The 15,456-nt window shown below is 69.3% G+C and carries 22 protein-coding genes; 3 read left to right on the top strand and 19 right to left on the bottom strand.

Translation table 11 applies throughout. The features are described from left to right. Positions 1–18: 18 nt before the first annotated feature. Entirely contained in the window at positions 19–600 is a 582-nt protein-coding gene (locus tag QCN29_RS02270; protein ID WP_279925852.1) for an HNH endonuclease, read from the top strand. Here the strand turns inward: QCN29_RS02270 and QCN29_RS02265 are convergent. The 7 genes from QCN29_RS02265 to QCN29_RS02235 form a co-directional block, all read right to left on the bottom strand. Further along, complete coding sequence (locus QCN29_RS02265; protein WP_279925838.1) at positions 597–944, bottom strand: hypothetical protein; 348 nt, start codon at positions 942–944, stop codon at positions 597–599. The genes QCN29_RS02270 and QCN29_RS02265 overlap by 4 nt on opposite strands. Continuing rightward, positions 941–1,261, bottom strand: coding sequence for a hypothetical protein (locus QCN29_RS02260; protein ID WP_279925836.1), 321 nt, complete (start codon positions 1,259–1,261; stop codon positions 941–943). The genes QCN29_RS02265 and QCN29_RS02260 overlap by 4 nt, the downstream gene beginning before the upstream one ends. Next, a complete protein-coding gene (locus QCN29_RS02255) occupies positions 1,255–1,653 on the bottom strand; it encodes a head-tail connector protein (RefSeq protein ID WP_279925834.1) in 399 nt (132 codons plus the stop codon). The genes QCN29_RS02260 and QCN29_RS02255 overlap by 7 nt, the downstream gene beginning before the upstream one ends. Positions 1,654–1,655: 2 nt before the next feature. Then, positions 1,656–1,901 carry a hypothetical protein gene (locus tag QCN29_RS02250; RefSeq protein ID WP_279925833.1) on the bottom strand — a complete coding sequence of 82 codons (246 nt, stop codon included), beginning with the start codon at positions 1,899–1,901 and terminating at the stop codon, positions 1,656–1,658. A gap of 11 nt (positions 1,902–1,912) precedes the next feature. Further along, positions 1,913–2,923, bottom strand: a complete 1,011-nt coding sequence (locus tag QCN29_RS02245; RefSeq protein ID WP_279925832.1) for a major capsid protein — start codon at positions 2,921–2,923, stop codon at positions 1,913–1,915. Positions 2,924–2,941: 18 nt separating this feature from the next. Then, complete coding sequence (locus QCN29_RS02240) at positions 2,942–3,640, bottom strand: hypothetical protein (protein ID WP_279925830.1); 699 nt, start codon at positions 3,638–3,640, stop codon at positions 2,942–2,944. Between the two features lie 78 nt (positions 3,641–3,718). Further along, a complete protein-coding gene (locus QCN29_RS02235; RefSeq protein WP_279925828.1) occupies positions 3,719–3,874 on the bottom strand; it encodes a hypothetical protein in 156 nt (51 codons plus the stop codon). Between the two features lie 110 nt (positions 3,875–3,984). Here QCN29_RS02235 and QCN29_RS02230 point away from each other — a divergent pair, with 110 nt between their 5' ends. After that, positions 3,985–4,542, top strand: coding sequence for a hypothetical protein (locus tag QCN29_RS02230; RefSeq protein ID WP_279925826.1), 558 nt, complete (start codon positions 3,985–3,987; stop codon positions 4,540–4,542). 51 nt (positions 4,543–4,593) lie between these two features. Here the strand turns inward: QCN29_RS02230 and QCN29_RS02225 are convergent, their stop codons facing one another. The 6 genes from QCN29_RS02225 to QCN29_RS02200 all read right to left on the bottom strand — a co-directional run bounded on the left by QCN29_RS02225 (position 4,594) and on the right by QCN29_RS02200 (position 11,334). Then, positions 4,594–6,858: a phage minor capsid protein gene (locus QCN29_RS02225; protein WP_279925824.1), complete on the bottom strand. Its 2,265-nt coding sequence runs from the start codon at positions 6,856–6,858 to the stop codon at positions 4,594–4,596. A gap of 41 nt (positions 6,859–6,899) precedes the next feature. Next, on the bottom strand, positions 6,900–7,070 hold the full coding sequence (locus QCN29_RS02220; RefSeq protein WP_279925822.1) for a hypothetical protein: 171 nt from the start codon (positions 7,068–7,070) through the stop codon (positions 6,900–6,902). 628 nt (positions 7,071–7,698) lie between these two features. Further along, complete coding sequence (locus QCN29_RS02215) at positions 7,699–9,180, bottom strand: phage portal protein (protein ID WP_279925820.1); 1,482 nt, start codon at positions 9,178–9,180, stop codon at positions 7,699–7,701. Next, positions 9,167–9,598: an HNH endonuclease signature motif containing protein gene (locus QCN29_RS02210; RefSeq protein WP_279925818.1), complete on the bottom strand. Its 432-nt coding sequence runs from the start codon at positions 9,596–9,598 to the stop codon at positions 9,167–9,169. The genes QCN29_RS02215 and QCN29_RS02210 overlap by 14 nt, the downstream gene beginning before the upstream one ends. 60 nt (positions 9,599–9,658) lie before the next feature. Continuing rightward, positions 9,659–10,891 (bottom strand): PBSX family phage terminase large subunit, encoded by a 1,233-nt coding sequence (locus tag QCN29_RS02205; RefSeq protein WP_279926146.1) that lies wholly within the window; start codon positions 10,889–10,891, stop codon positions 9,659–9,661. Continuing rightward, positions 10,891–11,334, bottom strand: a complete 444-nt coding sequence (locus QCN29_RS02200; RefSeq protein WP_279925816.1) for a helix-turn-helix domain-containing protein — start codon at positions 11,332–11,334, stop codon at positions 10,891–10,893. Before QCN29_RS02200 ends, QCN29_RS02205 begins: the two co-directional genes overlap by 1 nt. A 61-nt stretch (positions 11,335–11,395) precedes the next feature. Here QCN29_RS02200 and QCN29_RS02195 point away from each other — a divergent pair, with 61 nt between their 5' ends. Beyond that, positions 11,396–11,989, top strand: coding sequence for a hypothetical protein (locus tag QCN29_RS02195; RefSeq protein ID WP_279925814.1), 594 nt, complete (start codon positions 11,396–11,398; stop codon positions 11,987–11,989). A gap of 85 nt (positions 11,990–12,074) precedes the next feature. Here the strand turns inward: QCN29_RS02195 and QCN29_RS02190 are convergent, their stop codons facing one another. The 6 genes from QCN29_RS02190 to QCN29_RS02165 all read right to left on the bottom strand — a co-directional run bounded on the left by QCN29_RS02190 (position 12,075) and on the right by QCN29_RS02165 (position 15,455). Further along, positions 12,075–13,247, bottom strand: a complete 1,173-nt coding sequence (locus tag QCN29_RS02190) for an HNH endonuclease (protein ID WP_279925813.1) — start codon at positions 13,245–13,247, stop codon at positions 12,075–12,077. 106 nt (positions 13,248–13,353) lie between these two features. Continuing rightward, the gene (locus QCN29_RS02185) at positions 13,354–13,791 is read right to left on the bottom strand and encodes a hypothetical protein (RefSeq protein WP_279925812.1); all 438 of its coding nucleotides are present in this window, start codon (positions 13,789–13,791) and stop codon (positions 13,354–13,356) included. 152 nt (positions 13,792–13,943) lie between these two features. Next, entirely contained in the window at positions 13,944–14,699 is a 756-nt protein-coding gene (locus tag QCN29_RS02180; RefSeq protein WP_279925811.1) for a hypothetical protein, read from the bottom strand. Between the two features lie 14 nt (positions 14,700–14,713). After that, positions 14,714–15,055 carry a hypothetical protein gene (locus QCN29_RS02175; protein ID WP_279925808.1) on the bottom strand — a complete coding sequence of 114 codons (342 nt, stop codon included), beginning with the start codon at positions 15,053–15,055 and terminating at the stop codon, positions 14,714–14,716. Beyond that, positions 15,052–15,240 (bottom strand): hypothetical protein, encoded by a 189-nt coding sequence (locus QCN29_RS02170; RefSeq protein ID WP_279925806.1) that lies wholly within the window; start codon positions 15,238–15,240, stop codon positions 15,052–15,054. Before QCN29_RS02170 ends, QCN29_RS02175 begins: the two co-directional genes overlap by 4 nt. After that, positions 15,237–15,455, bottom strand: coding sequence for a hypothetical protein (locus QCN29_RS02165; protein ID WP_279925803.1), 219 nt, complete (start codon positions 15,453–15,455; stop codon positions 15,237–15,239). The genes QCN29_RS02170 and QCN29_RS02165 overlap by 4 nt, the downstream gene beginning before the upstream one ends. Position 15,456 lies beyond the last annotated feature (1 nt).

Below are 15,456 nucleotides of genomic sequence, written 5' to 3'. Positions count from 1 at the left end.
ACTGCCTATGCTCTGGACATGACTGAAGGCAGGCCGGATATCCCAACTGGACTACGGCGCGCGGTGCTTGTTGAGGCCGGGCATCGATGCGCGATTCCCACCTGCCGTCAAGTGCCTGTGGAGATCGCTCACATCACCCCGTGGGCCAAGACGAAAGAGCACAAGTTCGACAACCTGATTGCTCTGTGTCCCACATGTCACACGCGCTACGACCGAGGTGAGATGGATCGGAAGTCGATGCTTCAGTACAAACAGAACTTGGAAGTCCTAAACGGGCGATATACAGACGTAGAGCGTCAACTACTCAAGGTCTACGCCAAGCTCTGGGCAGAGATCGACGAACAGCACGGACGCGCGCACCCTGGTAGCAGCTCACTCGTGTCCCGCCTCCGGCAAAGTCTGCGCGGAGGCGGCATCGCACTGGGGCAGATCACCGTCCATAACGGAATGTCCTGGATCCTCTCAAACCTCGTGGATGATGGCCTGGTGGAGGTCCTTCCAGCAACTGGAGATCCGAGAAATCGAGAGAGTTCCGGCGTACATCTGACCCCCAAAGGCTTCGCACTCATCGAGCGGTTGATCGCGGCCGAGCCGATCTAGCCCAGGGCGCGCCGTATCTGCGCAGCAATCAGTGCCTGTACTTCGCCCGCGGTCTCGGGCAGCACGCTTTCGAGGTATTTCGAGCTGCGCCCGGGGGAGTGCCGGGCGGTCATGTCCTCGTGGACGCGGCGGGCGTACGGGGTGTCATAGCTGACGGTGGCCGTCATGGTCGACTCGTCGACCGAGGTCGCGCCGGAGCGTTCGAGGGTGCCCTCGTTGATCGGCACGCGCTGCCTGCTCGCGGCGAGCACGTGTTCGGCGCCGAGCAGCAGGCCCCGGGCCGCGGCCTCGCGGATCGCGCCCGTGGCGGCGTCGCCGTTCCAGCGCAGACGCGTGCGGCTCATTCGCAGATCACCTCCTTTGACGCGGGCACCGGGAGGCCCGGGGCGGTGTGCACTGCCGTACTGATCGCGGTCGTGATCCGGCCGCGCGGCAGCGTCACGCGCGACCCCGGCGGACAGTCCAGGTCGGGGGCGGCGATGATCTGCGCGGTACTGGTGACCTCGCGGCCGTCGGGGGCGCGCACCATGCGCACGGCCTCGCCGACGAGTGCGGAGTGCTCGGCGGGCGGCCCGTACGTCGGTCCGTACGCGCCGTCGCCGAGGTAGGGCTCGACGCCGATCCGGTGGCGGAGCAGGGAGGGCGGGACGCGGGTCACCATGCCATCACCCGCCCCGGTTCGAGGCCGGCGCGGCGCAGCGTGCGAGCCGCGCGGGGAGCGAGCTCGACGCCGGACGCGCCCGCGGCCGAGGCGGCGCGACCGGACAGGCTGACGGGCCCGATCGAGACCGAGTCCCACTTGCCCGCGGCGCCCGTGCCGTCGTCGCCGGCGGCGAGCCAATACTCGACCTGCGCGCACGTCGCCGAGCCGAGCGCGGCGGCGATCTCGGGGTCGAGCGGGTCGCCGTCGTCGTCGACGGGGTAAATCGCGGTCAGCAGCGCACTGTCGATGTCCTCGCCGGCCCGCGCGATCAGCCGCTCGGCGTCCGGGGGCGCCGCGGTCACGAGCCATGCGGCGAGCTGCTCGGGTGTGGTGTACGGCTGTCGAGCCACGATCACCCCCTCTTGGCTCGGGCAGCAGAACGGCCCGCCGACTTGTCGTTCGGCGGGCCGTCCGGTCCGGTGGGCTGCTCGTCGTCCGGCGGATCGTGGTCGAGGGGCTGCACGTCGTATCCGGCCCCCTGGCAGTACCCGATCACTGCCGGGTCACTGGTGGTGGCCGTGCCGTCGACGAACGGCACGCCGCCGGGGCCCTCTCCGGTGAACCCGTCGACCGGGGCGGTAATGCGCATGGTGGTCATGTCCGGCCCCCTCACGCGCTCTTGATGTTGCGGAACACAGCAGCCGCGCGGGTGGCCTTGAGGACCGGAGCGACCGGCCCCATTTCAACCTCGCCGACCTTGACGGCGCCGGACCGGTCGAACTCGGGAAGCCACGTGTTCACCAGCGGCGAGCCGCCCCCGACCGAGGCCCCGTGGAACCCGTCGAGCCCGTAGCGCACGGCGTACAGGTCGCCGAGGCCCGAGACGTTCCCGCCGGCGCCGGCGCCGTCCGGGTCGCGGGTCACGAGCTCGATCACGTCCGTGTTCGAGCCGGCCCTGCTCTTGAGGTCGACGAGCTGAATCCCGTTGTACGCGTTGACCGGGCGCCCGAAAGCGTCCGTGCCCTTGTCGAGCTGGTCGGTCCACGCCGCGATGGTCTTGAACAGAGACAGGGTCTTGCGGTTGCCGTAGATGACATCCGGGGCGTCATCCATGGTGGCGAGCCAGTCGTCGACGTGGCGCTGCGCGGCGAGCGCGCTCGCCTTGTCGTTGATCGCCGTCCAGTCGACGTATCCCTCGGCGACGCCGTTGTTCAGCGGCAGATACTCGGTGCTCGACCCCGTGAGGATCTTCGACAGACCGTCGAACCCGTTCGTCTCGACTGCCTTGTCGCCGTTGATCACGGCATCGGCGAACTTCGCACGGCTCGCCTTGATGAGCTGCTGCATGTTCAGGGTGACGGCGCCCGAGGCAGAGGGGCCGATACGGGCGATCACCCGGTCGATCTGGAAGGACCCGCCGAGCGGCACGAGATCGACGGTGTACCGCTGCGTGCTGACCTCGGCGGGTGTGTACTCGGTGTTCAGCGGGCGGAAGTCGGCCGAGCGCTGCGTGATCAGCCGGCGGTATCCGTAGGTGAGGGTGTCGCCGCCGGTCGGGCTTACGACGTTGTCGAACGTCATCCGGTCGAGGATGTCGCTCGACTTGCGGAACTCGTCGATCACCTGCACGTCGACGTCGTCCTGCGCGTTGTTCCGCGCCTCGGTAAGGGAGGTAGGCAAAGGGTTCTCCTAGTTGGTTCAGGCGCTGCTCATCCGGGCGGCGACGGCGTCGTGCAGGGAGGTAGCGCGGCGGTCGCCGGCGGGCGGGCCGTTGAACTCGCCGCCCCCGCGTGGCGGTCCGGCCGGCGTGGCTCGGTAGAGCTCGGGGTCGGCCTCGACTGCGGCTGTGATCGCCGCGGTGAGCGCGTCGCCGAACCCCTTGTCGGCGGGGTCGAGCTCGGCGACCGAGGCGAGGAACGAGCGGGAGTTGAGCAGGCGGTCGCCGCGGGCGCCCTGATCGGCGGCGACGCGGGCGACGGCGAGCTCGACGCGGGCCGAGCGGAGCGCGGCCCCGTTCTCGGAGAGCAGCCGGTCGCGCTCGGCGACCGCGGCGGCGAGGGCGGCGGGGTCCTGCTCGGCCTCGCCACCGTTGGGGTTGAGCGCGCGCGTCACGGCGTCCAGCGCGGCGCGCAGCTCGTCGCGCTCGGCCGCGGCCTGCTCGGCGCGCGCGGTCGCGTCGGCGAGCTGCTGCTCGCCGGCGGGGTCCGAGGTCGGTGGGGCGGGCGGTGCAGGGTTCGGATCGCCGGCCGGCGGGGCGGGCGGACCGGCAGGGTCGCCGCCCTCGCCCGAGCCGCCCTTGATGGGCCAGATCGGGCGACCGTCGCGGCGGAAGCCGAGGGCGGCCTCGCCCGTGCGTGGGTGGATCGGCAGGGAGGTGTCGGGGATGTGCTCGGGCATGGTGGCTCGGCCCTCCGGGGCGTGGTGCGGGCATGGAGAAGGGCCGCCCGACGGGGCGGCCCTTTGGTCGGTGGATGACTACTGCTCGGCCTGCTCGGCGGCGACGTAGCCGCGGACCCAAGCCGCAGTCAGCCGCGGGTCGTTGTAGCGGGGCGCGTCGGTCAGCGGCCGGCCGGCTCGTGCGGCGGCGGCGCCGTTCCGGCGGGCGCGCAGCGCGGCCTCACGGAATCTCATTGGGATCACGCCTCAAACTGATCTTCACTCGGATGACGCTATCCGGGCGCGTACAGCGCAGTCGGGGGTTCTCATAAGTAAGAACGGGAGCAGGGCTACGGAGGATAGAGATGCCAGGAATCTCCGAGGAATGGGCTGTTCAAGACTTTGTGATTAGGGCGGTAAGTCTGATCAGTGCCGACAGATTCTGGACTCAGGCGCTCAGTCGTCAAGAGTTGACTCGGGAGGAAATCGGAGAGCTTGCGCATGTTGGCAATTCGAGCATCCTGGATGCTTGGCTTCATATCTCTGACGGGGAGATTTTGCAGCCGGTTCTGAAATCTGTGGTGAGTCGTTCAGAGCACGCGGCGGATGCGTTTACGCGGCTTGCGCAAGGTGAGTCGGGTGAGGCTGAAAGTCGGCTCCAGCGTCTAGCTAGCCGAGACGGGTTTGAGAGCTCCATGAGTGCCGCTTTCTCGAACCTCATGACACTTCGTCATCAAGAGGCGGAGGTTCTGACGGATAAAATCAAGAATCTTGAAGACGGCAACTGGGTGCCGGGAGATCTGACACCCCAGGCCGCGTGCGCTCTGATCCTTGCGGCCTCTGGAGCTGCTGCGGTACTCGGAGATTTGACCCTGGCTAGCTATCTTCTCGGGGTTTACGCTGCGATGGGTTGTGGGAGCTAGTATCAGGTCGGCTTTTCAAGGTGCAAGAGGGTAGATGTTTCCTGGCGTGAACTAGAATTTGCGCCGTTGGTTCTCGCGGGCATTGCGGGCGGTCTCGCCGGCCCCGGTCCGCACGCCGGTTACCTGCTCGGTGAACTCGGCGAGGGTGACCCGGGGGGAGACCTCTTCCCAAAACCTAATCAGTTCCTCGCTCGCGCGGGCGTACGCGACATGTGCCGGGCCCTTGAACAGCGTTCGCGGGTCGACGCCGGCGGCTCGTGCCTTTCGGTTGAGTAGATAGCCGTTGCTGTAGTCCTCGGCGGCGAGCCACTGCACGTAGATGTGTTCCTCGTACATCTCGCGTATCTCGTCGCGGCTGTAGGCGTCTCGCGCGGCCCGTGCTTCGAGCTCGCGCTCGTACGCCCAACGCTCGGTGGCGGACATGTGCTCTGTGCCGTCCGGGCCGCGCTCGATGTCTGCGCCGTGGGGCCCCCACTCGTCGGGGTCGGCCGGCGGCGGGTCGTCGAGGCGGATCGGGTGCATGGCGTCGTCGAGGGCCTCGCGGGCGGCGAGCGTGTCGGCGACCGTCGCGCCCGCCGCGGGCGGCGGCGCGGCGGGCGGGTGCCGGCGGTCGATTTCGGCCGCGATCCGCTCGGCGTCCTCGGGGCGCGCGTAGCGGATGCCCCACACGAGCAGCTCGTCGCCGAGCTCGGCCAGGTCGCCGGCGAGGCGCCCGCCGGGAAACAGCGCGTCGAGCAGGCGGCGGCGGTGGATCTCGGCGCCGATCGCCGGCCGGTCCTCGGGCACGTGCCGTGCGCGGGTGGCGAGGGCCTGCTCGGACATGCCGACAAGGTCGCCGCGCACGCCGGGCATGGCGGCGTCGATGTCGCGCCGGTCGGCCTCGGCCATGACGCGCAGCAGTCCGTCGTCGTCAAGCAGTAGCGCGACGCGAGCGAGCTCGTCGTCGCTGAACTCGGCGAGGCTGTCGACCATGCGTCCGCCGGGGCGGATGCGGTCGAGCAGGGCCTGCTCGTCGCGCCGGTCGGCCTCGGCCCCGATACGGCCGAGGTTGCGCTCGTCGAGCACTCCGGGCCGTATCGCGGCGTCGAGCTGCTCGTCGGTGAGTTCGGGCAGGGTGCGCTCGTCGCCGGCCCGTACCCGCGCGGCCTCGAACGTGTCCGACCCGGGGCCGCTCTGCGTCCCCGGGCGGCTGGCGGTGCCCCCCGCCGGCGGCAGGTTGCCCGCGCCGAGCTGCTCGCGCTCGCGGCGACGGATGAGCTCGGGATGCGCGGCGAGGTGCTCGCGCATCCGGCCCTGCCACTGCCGCACCCGCGCCTCGGCCGCGCGCTTGGCCTCGGGTGTGGTGGCGACGGCGGCGCGGTTCTTCCACTTCCTGATAGCGCGCTCGATCGCACGCTGCCGCTGTGAGGCTTCGTACCCGTTCGGGTCCTCGGAGTGCTCGACCGGGGCCCGGGTGACCCCGGGTAGGTAAGCGCTCGTTGAGTGGCGGCAGTTGGGATGCTGCAACCCCTGCCGACGCGCTTCGTCGAGAGAGCCGGCGACGTGCACCCGCATGGTGCGCCCGTCCTCGATGGCGTGCTCGGCCTCGATCGTCCGGGCGCCGCCCGGTCCGTCGAGGCTGAGCACCTCACCCTCGAACGGCGCACAGAGGGGGCACTCGTGCGGGGCGTTGGAGACGATGACCAGACCGACTCCGGCGGCGCGCAGCTTGTCGCCGTGCGCCTCGACCGCGGCCCGCCCGACGGCGGTCCGCACGGCCATCTCGGCATAGCTCGTCATCTGCCACGCGCGCCCGCCCTTGTCGACGAACGTCCGCAAGCCCCGGTCGGCGAACCGTTCGAGCGCGCGCTGCGTGGCCTGCCGGCGGGTGTCGATGCCGAGGATCGGCGTCGCTGACACTTCGCTGATGATCTGCCGGTAACCATCCTCGACGCCGCGCAGAATCCCGCGGTGTGTCTCGGTGACGAGCTCGACGGTTTCGGCGGCGAGCCGGTCAACGGTACGGGTGTTGGGGGTGGCGTCGGCGAGCCGCCGGGCGTCGTCATCCGACAGGGCGCCGAGCTCGGCGAGGCCGGCCCGTGCGCCGAGCTCGTACGCCTCGGTCACGGCCGAGAACACCTCAAGGTCGAGGGAGGTCCCGAGCGCGTCGACGACGCCCTGCGCCGCACGGCGTAGCGGCTGGATGTCCCGCAGCTTGGCCACAGCCCACCCGGGGGCGTCGTACCCGTCGGCGAGTTGCCGGGCGACGATGCCGAGCAGTCGCTGCTCGGCGTCCGCGTAGAGGTCGCGGACAGTGGCCGAGAGATCCTCAGCCATGTCGGGGTGGATGGCCATGTCACCCCCGGCACTGCTTGCGCTTAGACCTCTGAGTCGTCAGTCCCCTGGGGCGAACCCTGCCGCAGAGATCTGCGCACTTCTCGAAACGCGTTGATGAGGTCCCGAAGCTGACGGAACGTTGCGGCGGTGAGAGTGATCAGGAGTCCGAGAACGCCAAAGGCGCTGGTGATCACGCTGGTGGTGATGTCCATGGCACTGAGCATGGATCGGGACGTCTGGGCCGTGCAAACAGCCGCTAGCCAGCAAAAGCAGTTACGGGTAAACTGCCTGGCTTACGGGATTCTTGGAAGGCTCATCTTGTGTTTGGCTGAAACTCTTTGACGTGTGTTTCATCCAACCAGACGCTGAGCGGCAACAACGGTTCCGTCCTTAGCCACGTGGAAGACGGCCGAGCCCTGCCCTTCTTCATTGCGGTTGGGTACGTCGTGGGCAGCATCGCTGGGGCCCGTACGCACCGGTACGTAGGCGAGTTCACCCTCGACGCCAGCGAGCCCTTCGTCCTGCGACGGGTCTCCTCGATTCAACTGACAACACCACCTTGTGGTACTGCTGCCCGAGTGTTCCGACCATGATCTCTGCGATCTGATCGAGGCGGGCTAGATGACCCTGGTCTACGAGGACGGCGACAAGTTCATCGGCTGGCCCCGCGGTCTAGGCCCGTACTTCGCAGGTCGCCGAAAAAGTTCGCGGTGGCGGCCTCCAGGTCTCCGATCCCGACCGGGCCGGACCGGGACAGCCGTCGTCGCTACGGTTCCGATCGACATGTGACCAGCTGCGACCGTCCGATCTTCACGATCGAGTGACCTGCGAAGTGCGGGTCTAGGGCAAGAGCCCAACCTGCATGGGGTCGGGTACAGCCTGCCCAGTTTCGGCGAGGACGCGGTCGACTTCCACGCGCACTGCGTCCTCGTCCCACTCGGGATGCAGCATCCGCACCTTGGTCTCGGTCGAGACGGCTTGCGCCTGCTGGAGGAGCGTCAAGGTCTGCGCGAGCGAGGATGCGTCCTCGGTGATCGAGTCACCGAAGGAGACGTGGGGCCGCTCGGGCACGATCTGCGGCGTGAACAATGTCCGGTCGAGGAGCAGCAGCACGTACAGCATGTCGGCGACGGGCGGCGCCCAGTACCTGACTTTCTTTCCCCGGGTGATCATGCTCTTTCGCTCGCGCGCCTTGATCTCGGTCGCAGTGAGCGCGGCGCCCTGGTCGCCGAGCCCGAACGTCGCCGCGGAGTATCCGGCGCTCATCACGGCTTGCCGGGTGATCGCGGTCGAGGTGCGCTCGTGCTCGTCGACTCGGATCTCGAATTGGTTCAGGGTGATTCCGGCGCCGCCCTGCTCGGTCGGCGGGATGTTGAGAAGGGTCCAGATTTCCCGGTCGTCGTCAAAGCTCGCGCCGCGGCCGGGCCCGTGGTCGCGCAGGTACCCGTCGGGGACGAGCAGCCGCGCGCGGGCGAGCCGCAGGTCGCGAATCCATGACGTCCATGTCGTGTCGAGCGCGTCGAACAGGTCATACAGGGGAGCGCTGTAGTCGCTGCGCCCGAACGGCGAGCCGCGGTGCTTGCGGTGGGGCCGGATGTTGGGGCAGTAGGCGGCGGTCAGCAGGTCGATACCAGTCTCGATCGCGTCGCCGTCCGGGCCGAGCGAGTCGGCGAGGGCGGCGGCCTCGGGGTGTTCGGTGAGCGGCACCCGCACGCCGAGACTGTCGGCCGACCCCTGGTAGAGCCCGTGCTCGATCCGGCCCGGGGAGTGCCGTTCGAGGTGGCGCCACACCGTGACCGAGTCTGCGGCGAGCTCGCGCCAGAACGTCACGGCGGCGAGGCGCCCCCAGCGCCATTCGGGCACGGCGGCGTCGGGGTGCACGGTCGTGAGCAGCGGCCGGCCGGCGAGCGAGCGATCCCACGTGACGCGCAGGTACACGCCGCCGAGCGCGGCGGCGACCTCGGCCGCTTCGAGCAGGGTGTTCGCGATGCCGTCGGCCGCGGCGAGCTCGTCGAGCCGGTCTTGCGTGCCGGTGTCGTCGACGGTGAACTCGGGCGGCTCGCTGAACAACAGATCGGCGCTCGCGGTGGCGATGTCGCCGGGCAGGGGGATGTGCAGCCGGTGATCGGGGGCCCCGGGCTGCTCGGCCCGGTCGCGTCCCCACAAGCGGCGCCGGCCGTCGCGTCGCCGCTGGGCGTCGCGGTAAACGGTGGCGAGCTTGTCGCGGTCGCCGGAGTACCAAGCATCATCGACCCGCACCTCGGCGTAGTGCCGAGCGAGGGCCGGCGGCGGCCACGGCGTGCCGTTGTCAGGCAGGGGCACAGCTCACCCCCCGCCGTCGGTCTCGGGCCCGCCGCGCCGCGCACGGCCGGCAGTGCCGGGTGCCGTTCGGGGCGCGGTAGGTGTTCGCGTGGTTGAACCGGTGCCCGCGGGCGCAGTGCGTCTGACGAGCCCGACGCGCGGCGGGGCTGATCCCTCGCCGGATGTTGGTCCGGGTGGTGACCACTTCGAGGTGATCAGGGTTGACGCAGTGGCGCCGGCGGCACAGGTGGTCGATCACAAGCCCGCGGGGAATCGGCCCCCGCACGAGCTCATAGGCGACACGGTGCGCGTACTGCGGGCGGCCGGCGACCTTGAACTGCCCGTACCCGTTGGGCTTGACGTGAGCCGTCCAGTCCCAGCACCCGAGCGGGCCGGGGGCGACCTTGTCGAGGAACCGGTCGGTCAGGGAAGAGGGCACGCGATCACCCCCTCGGTGTGCTCGGTCCCGAGGCGCCCGGGCGGGGTGATGGGGGAGTGATCAGGCGGCGGTCGTCAGCAGTCCGCGCCACTCGTGCACGGTGCTGTGCACCGCGTACCGCAGCGCGTCGAGCGAGTGATCGTCCTGCTTGACGGGGCGGTCCTCGCCGCGGGCCGCGGCGGCGTCGTCCCATACGTAGGTGGGGAACTCGGCGAGCAGCCCCTCGCACGAGCGATGCACCAGGAGCGCGCCGGCGTCGAGGGCGTTCGCCACGCTGCGGATGCCGTCGAGCACGCTGTTATTGGCACGGGCGACGTTCGGGTACCCGTCGGCCCATAGCTGCGTGGAGTAGCTCGCCGCGCTCGGGTCGATGAACGTCCACTCGGGCCGCACGCCCTGCTCGGCGATCCACGTGCGGACGGCGCGGCTGTACTGCGCGTCGGTCATCTGCCGGCGGGTGGCTCGGGCGTCGTGTCGCCACTCGCTCACCGCGTATAGCCGGCCGTCGGTGCCGAGGCCGAGCAGGATCGCCGAGAACGGGTTGCTCGTGCCGTAGTCCACGCCGACCCAATAGCGATGGATCTCGGGCAGTTCGTCGACGACGTGCCGCTGCTCGTCGTACATGTCGTAGATCGCGCCCTCGGCGACGACCCACTCGCCGAGGATCATCCGGCGCCGCCACAGTCCGGTGTACTCCGCGGACAGTGCCTTGACGTATGCCGGTGATAGGGCGGGATTGTCGGCGAGTTTGAAGTGCCAGGAAGCGAGGTCGAGCTCGTGCTGCCGGTCGAGGTACTTCGCCTTGAGCCAGTGCCGCGGGCCGTCGGGGTTAGTGGTGCCGATCAGGATCGCGCGGGCGACGCTCAGTCGGGCGAGTAGCTGCGTGAAGAACGCTTCCGGCAGCAACGTGACCTCGTCCGCGTATGCGACGGATGCGGTCAGCCCTCGCAGCCGGCCCTCGGACCGAGAGTCACTCGCGCCGATCAGGTGGACAACTCGGCCGAAGATCACGACCGTTGTGGCGCCGCGGGTGTGGTGGACCTCGGCCGCGGTATCCGAGAACAACTCGGGGTCTTGAAGCGGCTCGATCACGTTCCGCTCGATCGTGGCGAGTGACCGTCCCACAATCAGGATGAGCCCCGAGGCGGGCGCCCGCCGCACGGCGAGCAGGAAGCGCAACAGACTGGAGATCGTCTTACCGGAGCGCACCGACCCGTGCCACAAGTTGATACGGGTCGTCGCCTCGCGGATCGAGCGCAGTTGCTTGTCGGAGAGGTGTCCGCCCGAGGGAATCACCCCCCGTCCGGTGCACCGTCCTGCGGGCCGAGCAGGGCGTCGGCGAGGCGGTCGAGCATTCCGCCGGCGCTGCTGGTCTTGGTGTTGCGGGCGAGCTCGGCGACCTTGGCGTGCACTTCGGTGAGCGCGCGGGCGGCGGTGGCGTAGTCGCGGGCGTCGCGGGCAGAGTCGGCGACGCCGACCCGCTCGACCTGCGCGAGGGCGCCGTCGAGGGCGTCGTCGGCGAGCTGCTCGCGGCGGGCGGCGGCGTCCGCCGTGCGCGCCTCGGTCGCGGCGGCGACCCGCGCCCCACCAGAGAACGCGAGCCCCTCGGCGGCGGCGATCTTAGAGACCGTGGCGGCACCGCGGCCGAGCTCGCGGGCAATCTGATTACGGGACTTGCCTTCGGCGTGCAGCCGGCGAACTGCCTCGCGGTCGTGGTCTTGGATCGGTTGAGCCATAGCTGCTCACCTCCTTGACCGATGCGGTTTGCGGATGCGGACCGCTGCGCATACTGGCCGGGTGACCGTACTTTATGAACTCACTACCAGAGGATTGCCGGTCCTTGTTGCTGGTGTTCTCGGGTTTGTCCTAGCGTCGCATGTGGCCGGTCGTCAGGAGCTGGGCAAGGCTCGTGCTGCGGCCCAACTTGCACTCCGTGCGGAAGTCGTGGAGTTGCGCGCTCACTTGGCGTATCACTGGCGCCGGTACGAGCTGCACGAGACCTATCCGGATGCTTTTCTGACGTACGCGGCGAGGTCGCGTCGTCTCTGCGACATGGTGGCCCACGCGTGGGGGATGTCGCCGCGCCGCAGGGAGAGCGTCCGTCAGTGTCTCGTGCAGCTCTTCGGCGAGTTGGATGTCCGAGCGGCCGAAGAGCTCTCGATGGTGTCCCTGGGGGATCGGTGCCATCCCGCGAACGATTCCGAGGTGTGGTCGGCAGTCCATGCGGCTGAGATCGGCGAGGTCGCGGAACTGGGGCTCAACATGCCTGGCAGTCTCCACGAATTCGCCGACGATTCTTCCAGCGAAGACAGGTACAACCAAGCTCGGTCGGACCTGGATGCGCTGCTTCGCACGGCTGGAGGGGCCGAGCGGCTCGCCCCCGTACGGTAGAGAAGCTTTCGGGCACGCCGGAGGCGCCACCAACATTAGGTCACGGCTCGATAACGACGCAAGGGTGTTCTTGGGCTCGCCAGCTTCACACCGAGCGGCCGGTGCGGTTCAGCCACTCCTTGTAGCGCCATGCAAGCGCATCCCTGTGCGGCGGGCGGGGGAGGTCAAGCCGCGGGTGAATGATGCCGAGCTCGTCGAGGGTCGGGCCTTCAGGGCGGACTTCTACGGCGAGCGTGTCGGGGTGGATCGCGAAGAGGTGAGCGTCGAACGCTCGGTGAAGGGCGGCGTTCATCGGCAAGCCGTTGCGGGCGTCGGAGCTACCGCCGTCGGCGTCTCCGCGTAGATGGGCAGCTTCGATCATCTGCGGAACCGCGATACCGGAGAGAGGGCAGCGAGGCCCGTAACGGCGGAACACCTCAAGCTTGAATCGAGCCTGATCGGGCCGGACGGTCACGGAGGAAGCACGCTTCCGGCTGCGATTGCCCTCCAGCGAGAACGGCTCGTCATCTGAACGGTCCCTGTCGATGATGCGCTCGGGGGCCTTCTCGCCGAACTCGACGAGGAACAGGCTGCTCTCGTCCTCCCAACCTTCAACCCAGGCGAGCTGAACCTTTCGCAGTTCGCCCACTTCGCCGATCACGAACACGGGAAGCCGGAGTTCGGCCGCAGCCTTCGTGGCGTTGACCTCGGCCAGGTCACGACCTCGGGCTTTGGTTACCGGATAGTGGTAGAGCACTCCGGTCTCGCTGAGGTCATCGGGGTAGTGCTGGCCTGTGTGCTTGAGCCCCATGGTCACGCCGCTGGGATGCACCTTCTTCGTCCGCGACAGGTCCGACCAGATGCCTCGGAAGTTGCCGTATGCGCCGACATCCCGAACGGCGTCCGCGGTAAGCAGTCCGTTGTCGTCTCGACGCTCCACCAGGTTCGCCCACACGGCAAACCGCCAAGCACGCTCCTGCTCCACCGTCTGTGCGTGGCTATCCAGCACGGTGAAACCCAGGGCGCGAAGGACCTTGTTGGTCGCGGCCTCTCCACCGTCGAACTGGTCGTTCGCGAGTGCCCCCGTGGCAGGGTGCTGATGGCCGTAGGCGACACCTGCGATGGCCTTTGCGTCGTAAAGGCGGTCGGTGTGGCAGACGTAGTACTGGGTGGAAGGCCCGAAGCCGTAGCGCTTCCGGAACGCGATCCCGCCGCGGTCGTCGAACTCCGCGAGGGCCTTCTCTACGGCCGTACGATCCGACAGGTCTTGAATCCTCATCGACGCTCCCCGTTGTCGCTGTCGGGTTCGAGCCTAGACAGGCGGACTGACAACGGATACCTCCGCCCACACGTAGAGGACGCGCCGATGCCCCTGCGTGGGGCAGCTACGCTGCGCGCAGGCGGCGACGGTTGGCCTCAATCTGATTCGTCTCAGCCGCGGCGAGCTTCCGAAGTTCGCGGCACATCACAGATGACGCGGGCGCATCCGAGTGCCAGTAGGGATGCCGAAGACCCTTCATGACGCAGTCCATAGCGGCCATCAGCTCGGTGTCGGCAGCTACTGCTGCAAGGTCGACGCTCAACAGACCAGGGCGATAGACGGTGAACGTGCACCACTCGTCGGGCCAACTGGGGTTCCTCGGGTAGCACTCCAGGCCGCGGCGGCGAACCAGTTCGAAGACCCGTCGCAAGCGCTCCATGCGGAGTCGGTCCTTGCGCTCAAGTCTCTTGATCCTGCGATTGCTGATCAGCGCAACACCGTTCATCTCGTCGACGGCCTGCTCGATCGCGTCGATCGTGCTGGGGCAAACGTGGATCGGCAAGTCGACCTCCCTTAAGTGAACTTAGCTGGGGGCAGAATCTCCGCTTCTGTGGCTACCTCATTCGGAAAGCCATGTTTTTGACATAGATACGAGTAGATGTGGTATGGGGGGAGCGCGGCCCCCAAGTGGCCGGGGGTCGCGCCCCACATCGACTAGATGCCGAGGTCTAGGCCGAGCGCGGCGATCAGCTCGGGAAGGTCGTCCCACTCCCACACCCGCGCGCGCTCCCAGCCATCGAGGGGGACGGGCGCCGAACAGCCTCGCCCGCCCGAGCAGGTGACGCTCGGCGGCCCGTCGGGGGCACTGTGCAGGGTGAGCTCGCCGGCGCACCACGGGCACGGCTCGGGCAGGGGTGTCTCGCGCCGGTCGAGGCCGAGGGCGCGCAGCACCCGGGCCTCGGCGATCCGTGCCGTGCGCCGCGCTTCGTGCAGCAGATACAGCGGCAGCACCTCGAACGGCGGGGCAGCGAGGGCGCCGTCGAGCTCGTGCTCGGGGGCGGTGTCCTCATCCTGCACGCGCCCCTCGATCCACACGCACGCCCAGTGCAGCCCGTGCGCCCGCGATCCGGCCGCGCGCCGGCTGTCCGGCGCGCTCGGGTCGGCGCATTCCCACGCTCGGGGGTCGCCCTGCTCGGTTCGCTGTACCGCGGCGGCGAGGGTGTCGGCGAGATCGAAGATCAGCCGCTCGACCGCGCGCCCGGTGTCGAGGGCGCCGAGGTTGAGCGGGGCGGGGTGCTCGCGCAGCACGAGCGGCGCCCGGTCTTCGACGAGCAGCTCGTCGTCGCCCTCGCGAATGGTGTGCGCGAGTTGCCTCGGTGGCCAGTGATCCGCCGGCGGCGTCTCGATCGTGAGCAGCAGCGCCGCCCACTGCCCCCGGAGGGTGCGCAGGGCGCGCACGGTCTCGTGCACAGCCTGTGGGTAACTCACTGCTCCCCCTTGCCTGCTGCCGCGCGCAGGGCCTCGGCCTCGGCGGCGTACTCGTCGCGCTCGACCTCGATCTCGCGCATGGCCTGCTCGGCGGCGTCGATACGGCGGTTCAGTCGGAGCGCGGCCGACTGCTGTCCGCCGGCGGACCGGCGGAAGGTGTCGCACTCGGCGATCTCGGCCTCGGCCAGAGTCCGCAGGTGCGCGGCGTCCTCGCGGGTGAGTGCGCCTCGGTCGGCGCGGGCGAGCAGCAGCCGCAGCGCCGTGCGTCGGTCCTCGCGCGCTGCCTCGCGGGCGAGGGTCCGGCCGCGCCGCGATCGTGTCCGGGTGTGGGCGTTCATCGGTTCGTCTCTCCGTTCTCGGCTCGGCGCGTCGTCGAGCAGGCGGTGCAGGTGGTCGAGCGGGTGTTGCGGTCGAGACGGCGCAGCTCGCGGTCGAGGCGGTCGTCGATCCGGACCGAGTAGGCCAGGGCCGCGCCGAGGGCGAGGGCGAGCACGACGGCGAGGGCGAGCAGAGCAGGGCTCACGGGGCGGTCTCTCCGTTCGTTCGGGCACGGCGCAGCAGCCGGGCGAGGGAGCGCCGAGCGCGCGGGGCCTCCCGCGCGCGAGGCGCGACCGGTCGCGCGGGGTAGCTCGTCGTCACGTGCCATCCCTCGATGGCGAGGCGGTCGGCGAGCGAGGCGACGACGGTCGCGAGGTGCGGGTGCACGTCGAGCTCGTCGGTCAGGTGGGCAGCGATCACG

Source organism: Streptomyces chengmaiensis, assembly GCF_029846775.1.
Classification (GTDB): Bacteria; Actinomycetota; Actinomycetes; order Streptomycetales; family Streptomycetaceae; genus Streptomyces; species Streptomyces chengmaiensis.
The sequence above is the reverse complement of the archived record's forward strand: the minus strand, read 5'-3'. Positions and strand labels throughout refer to the sequence as shown.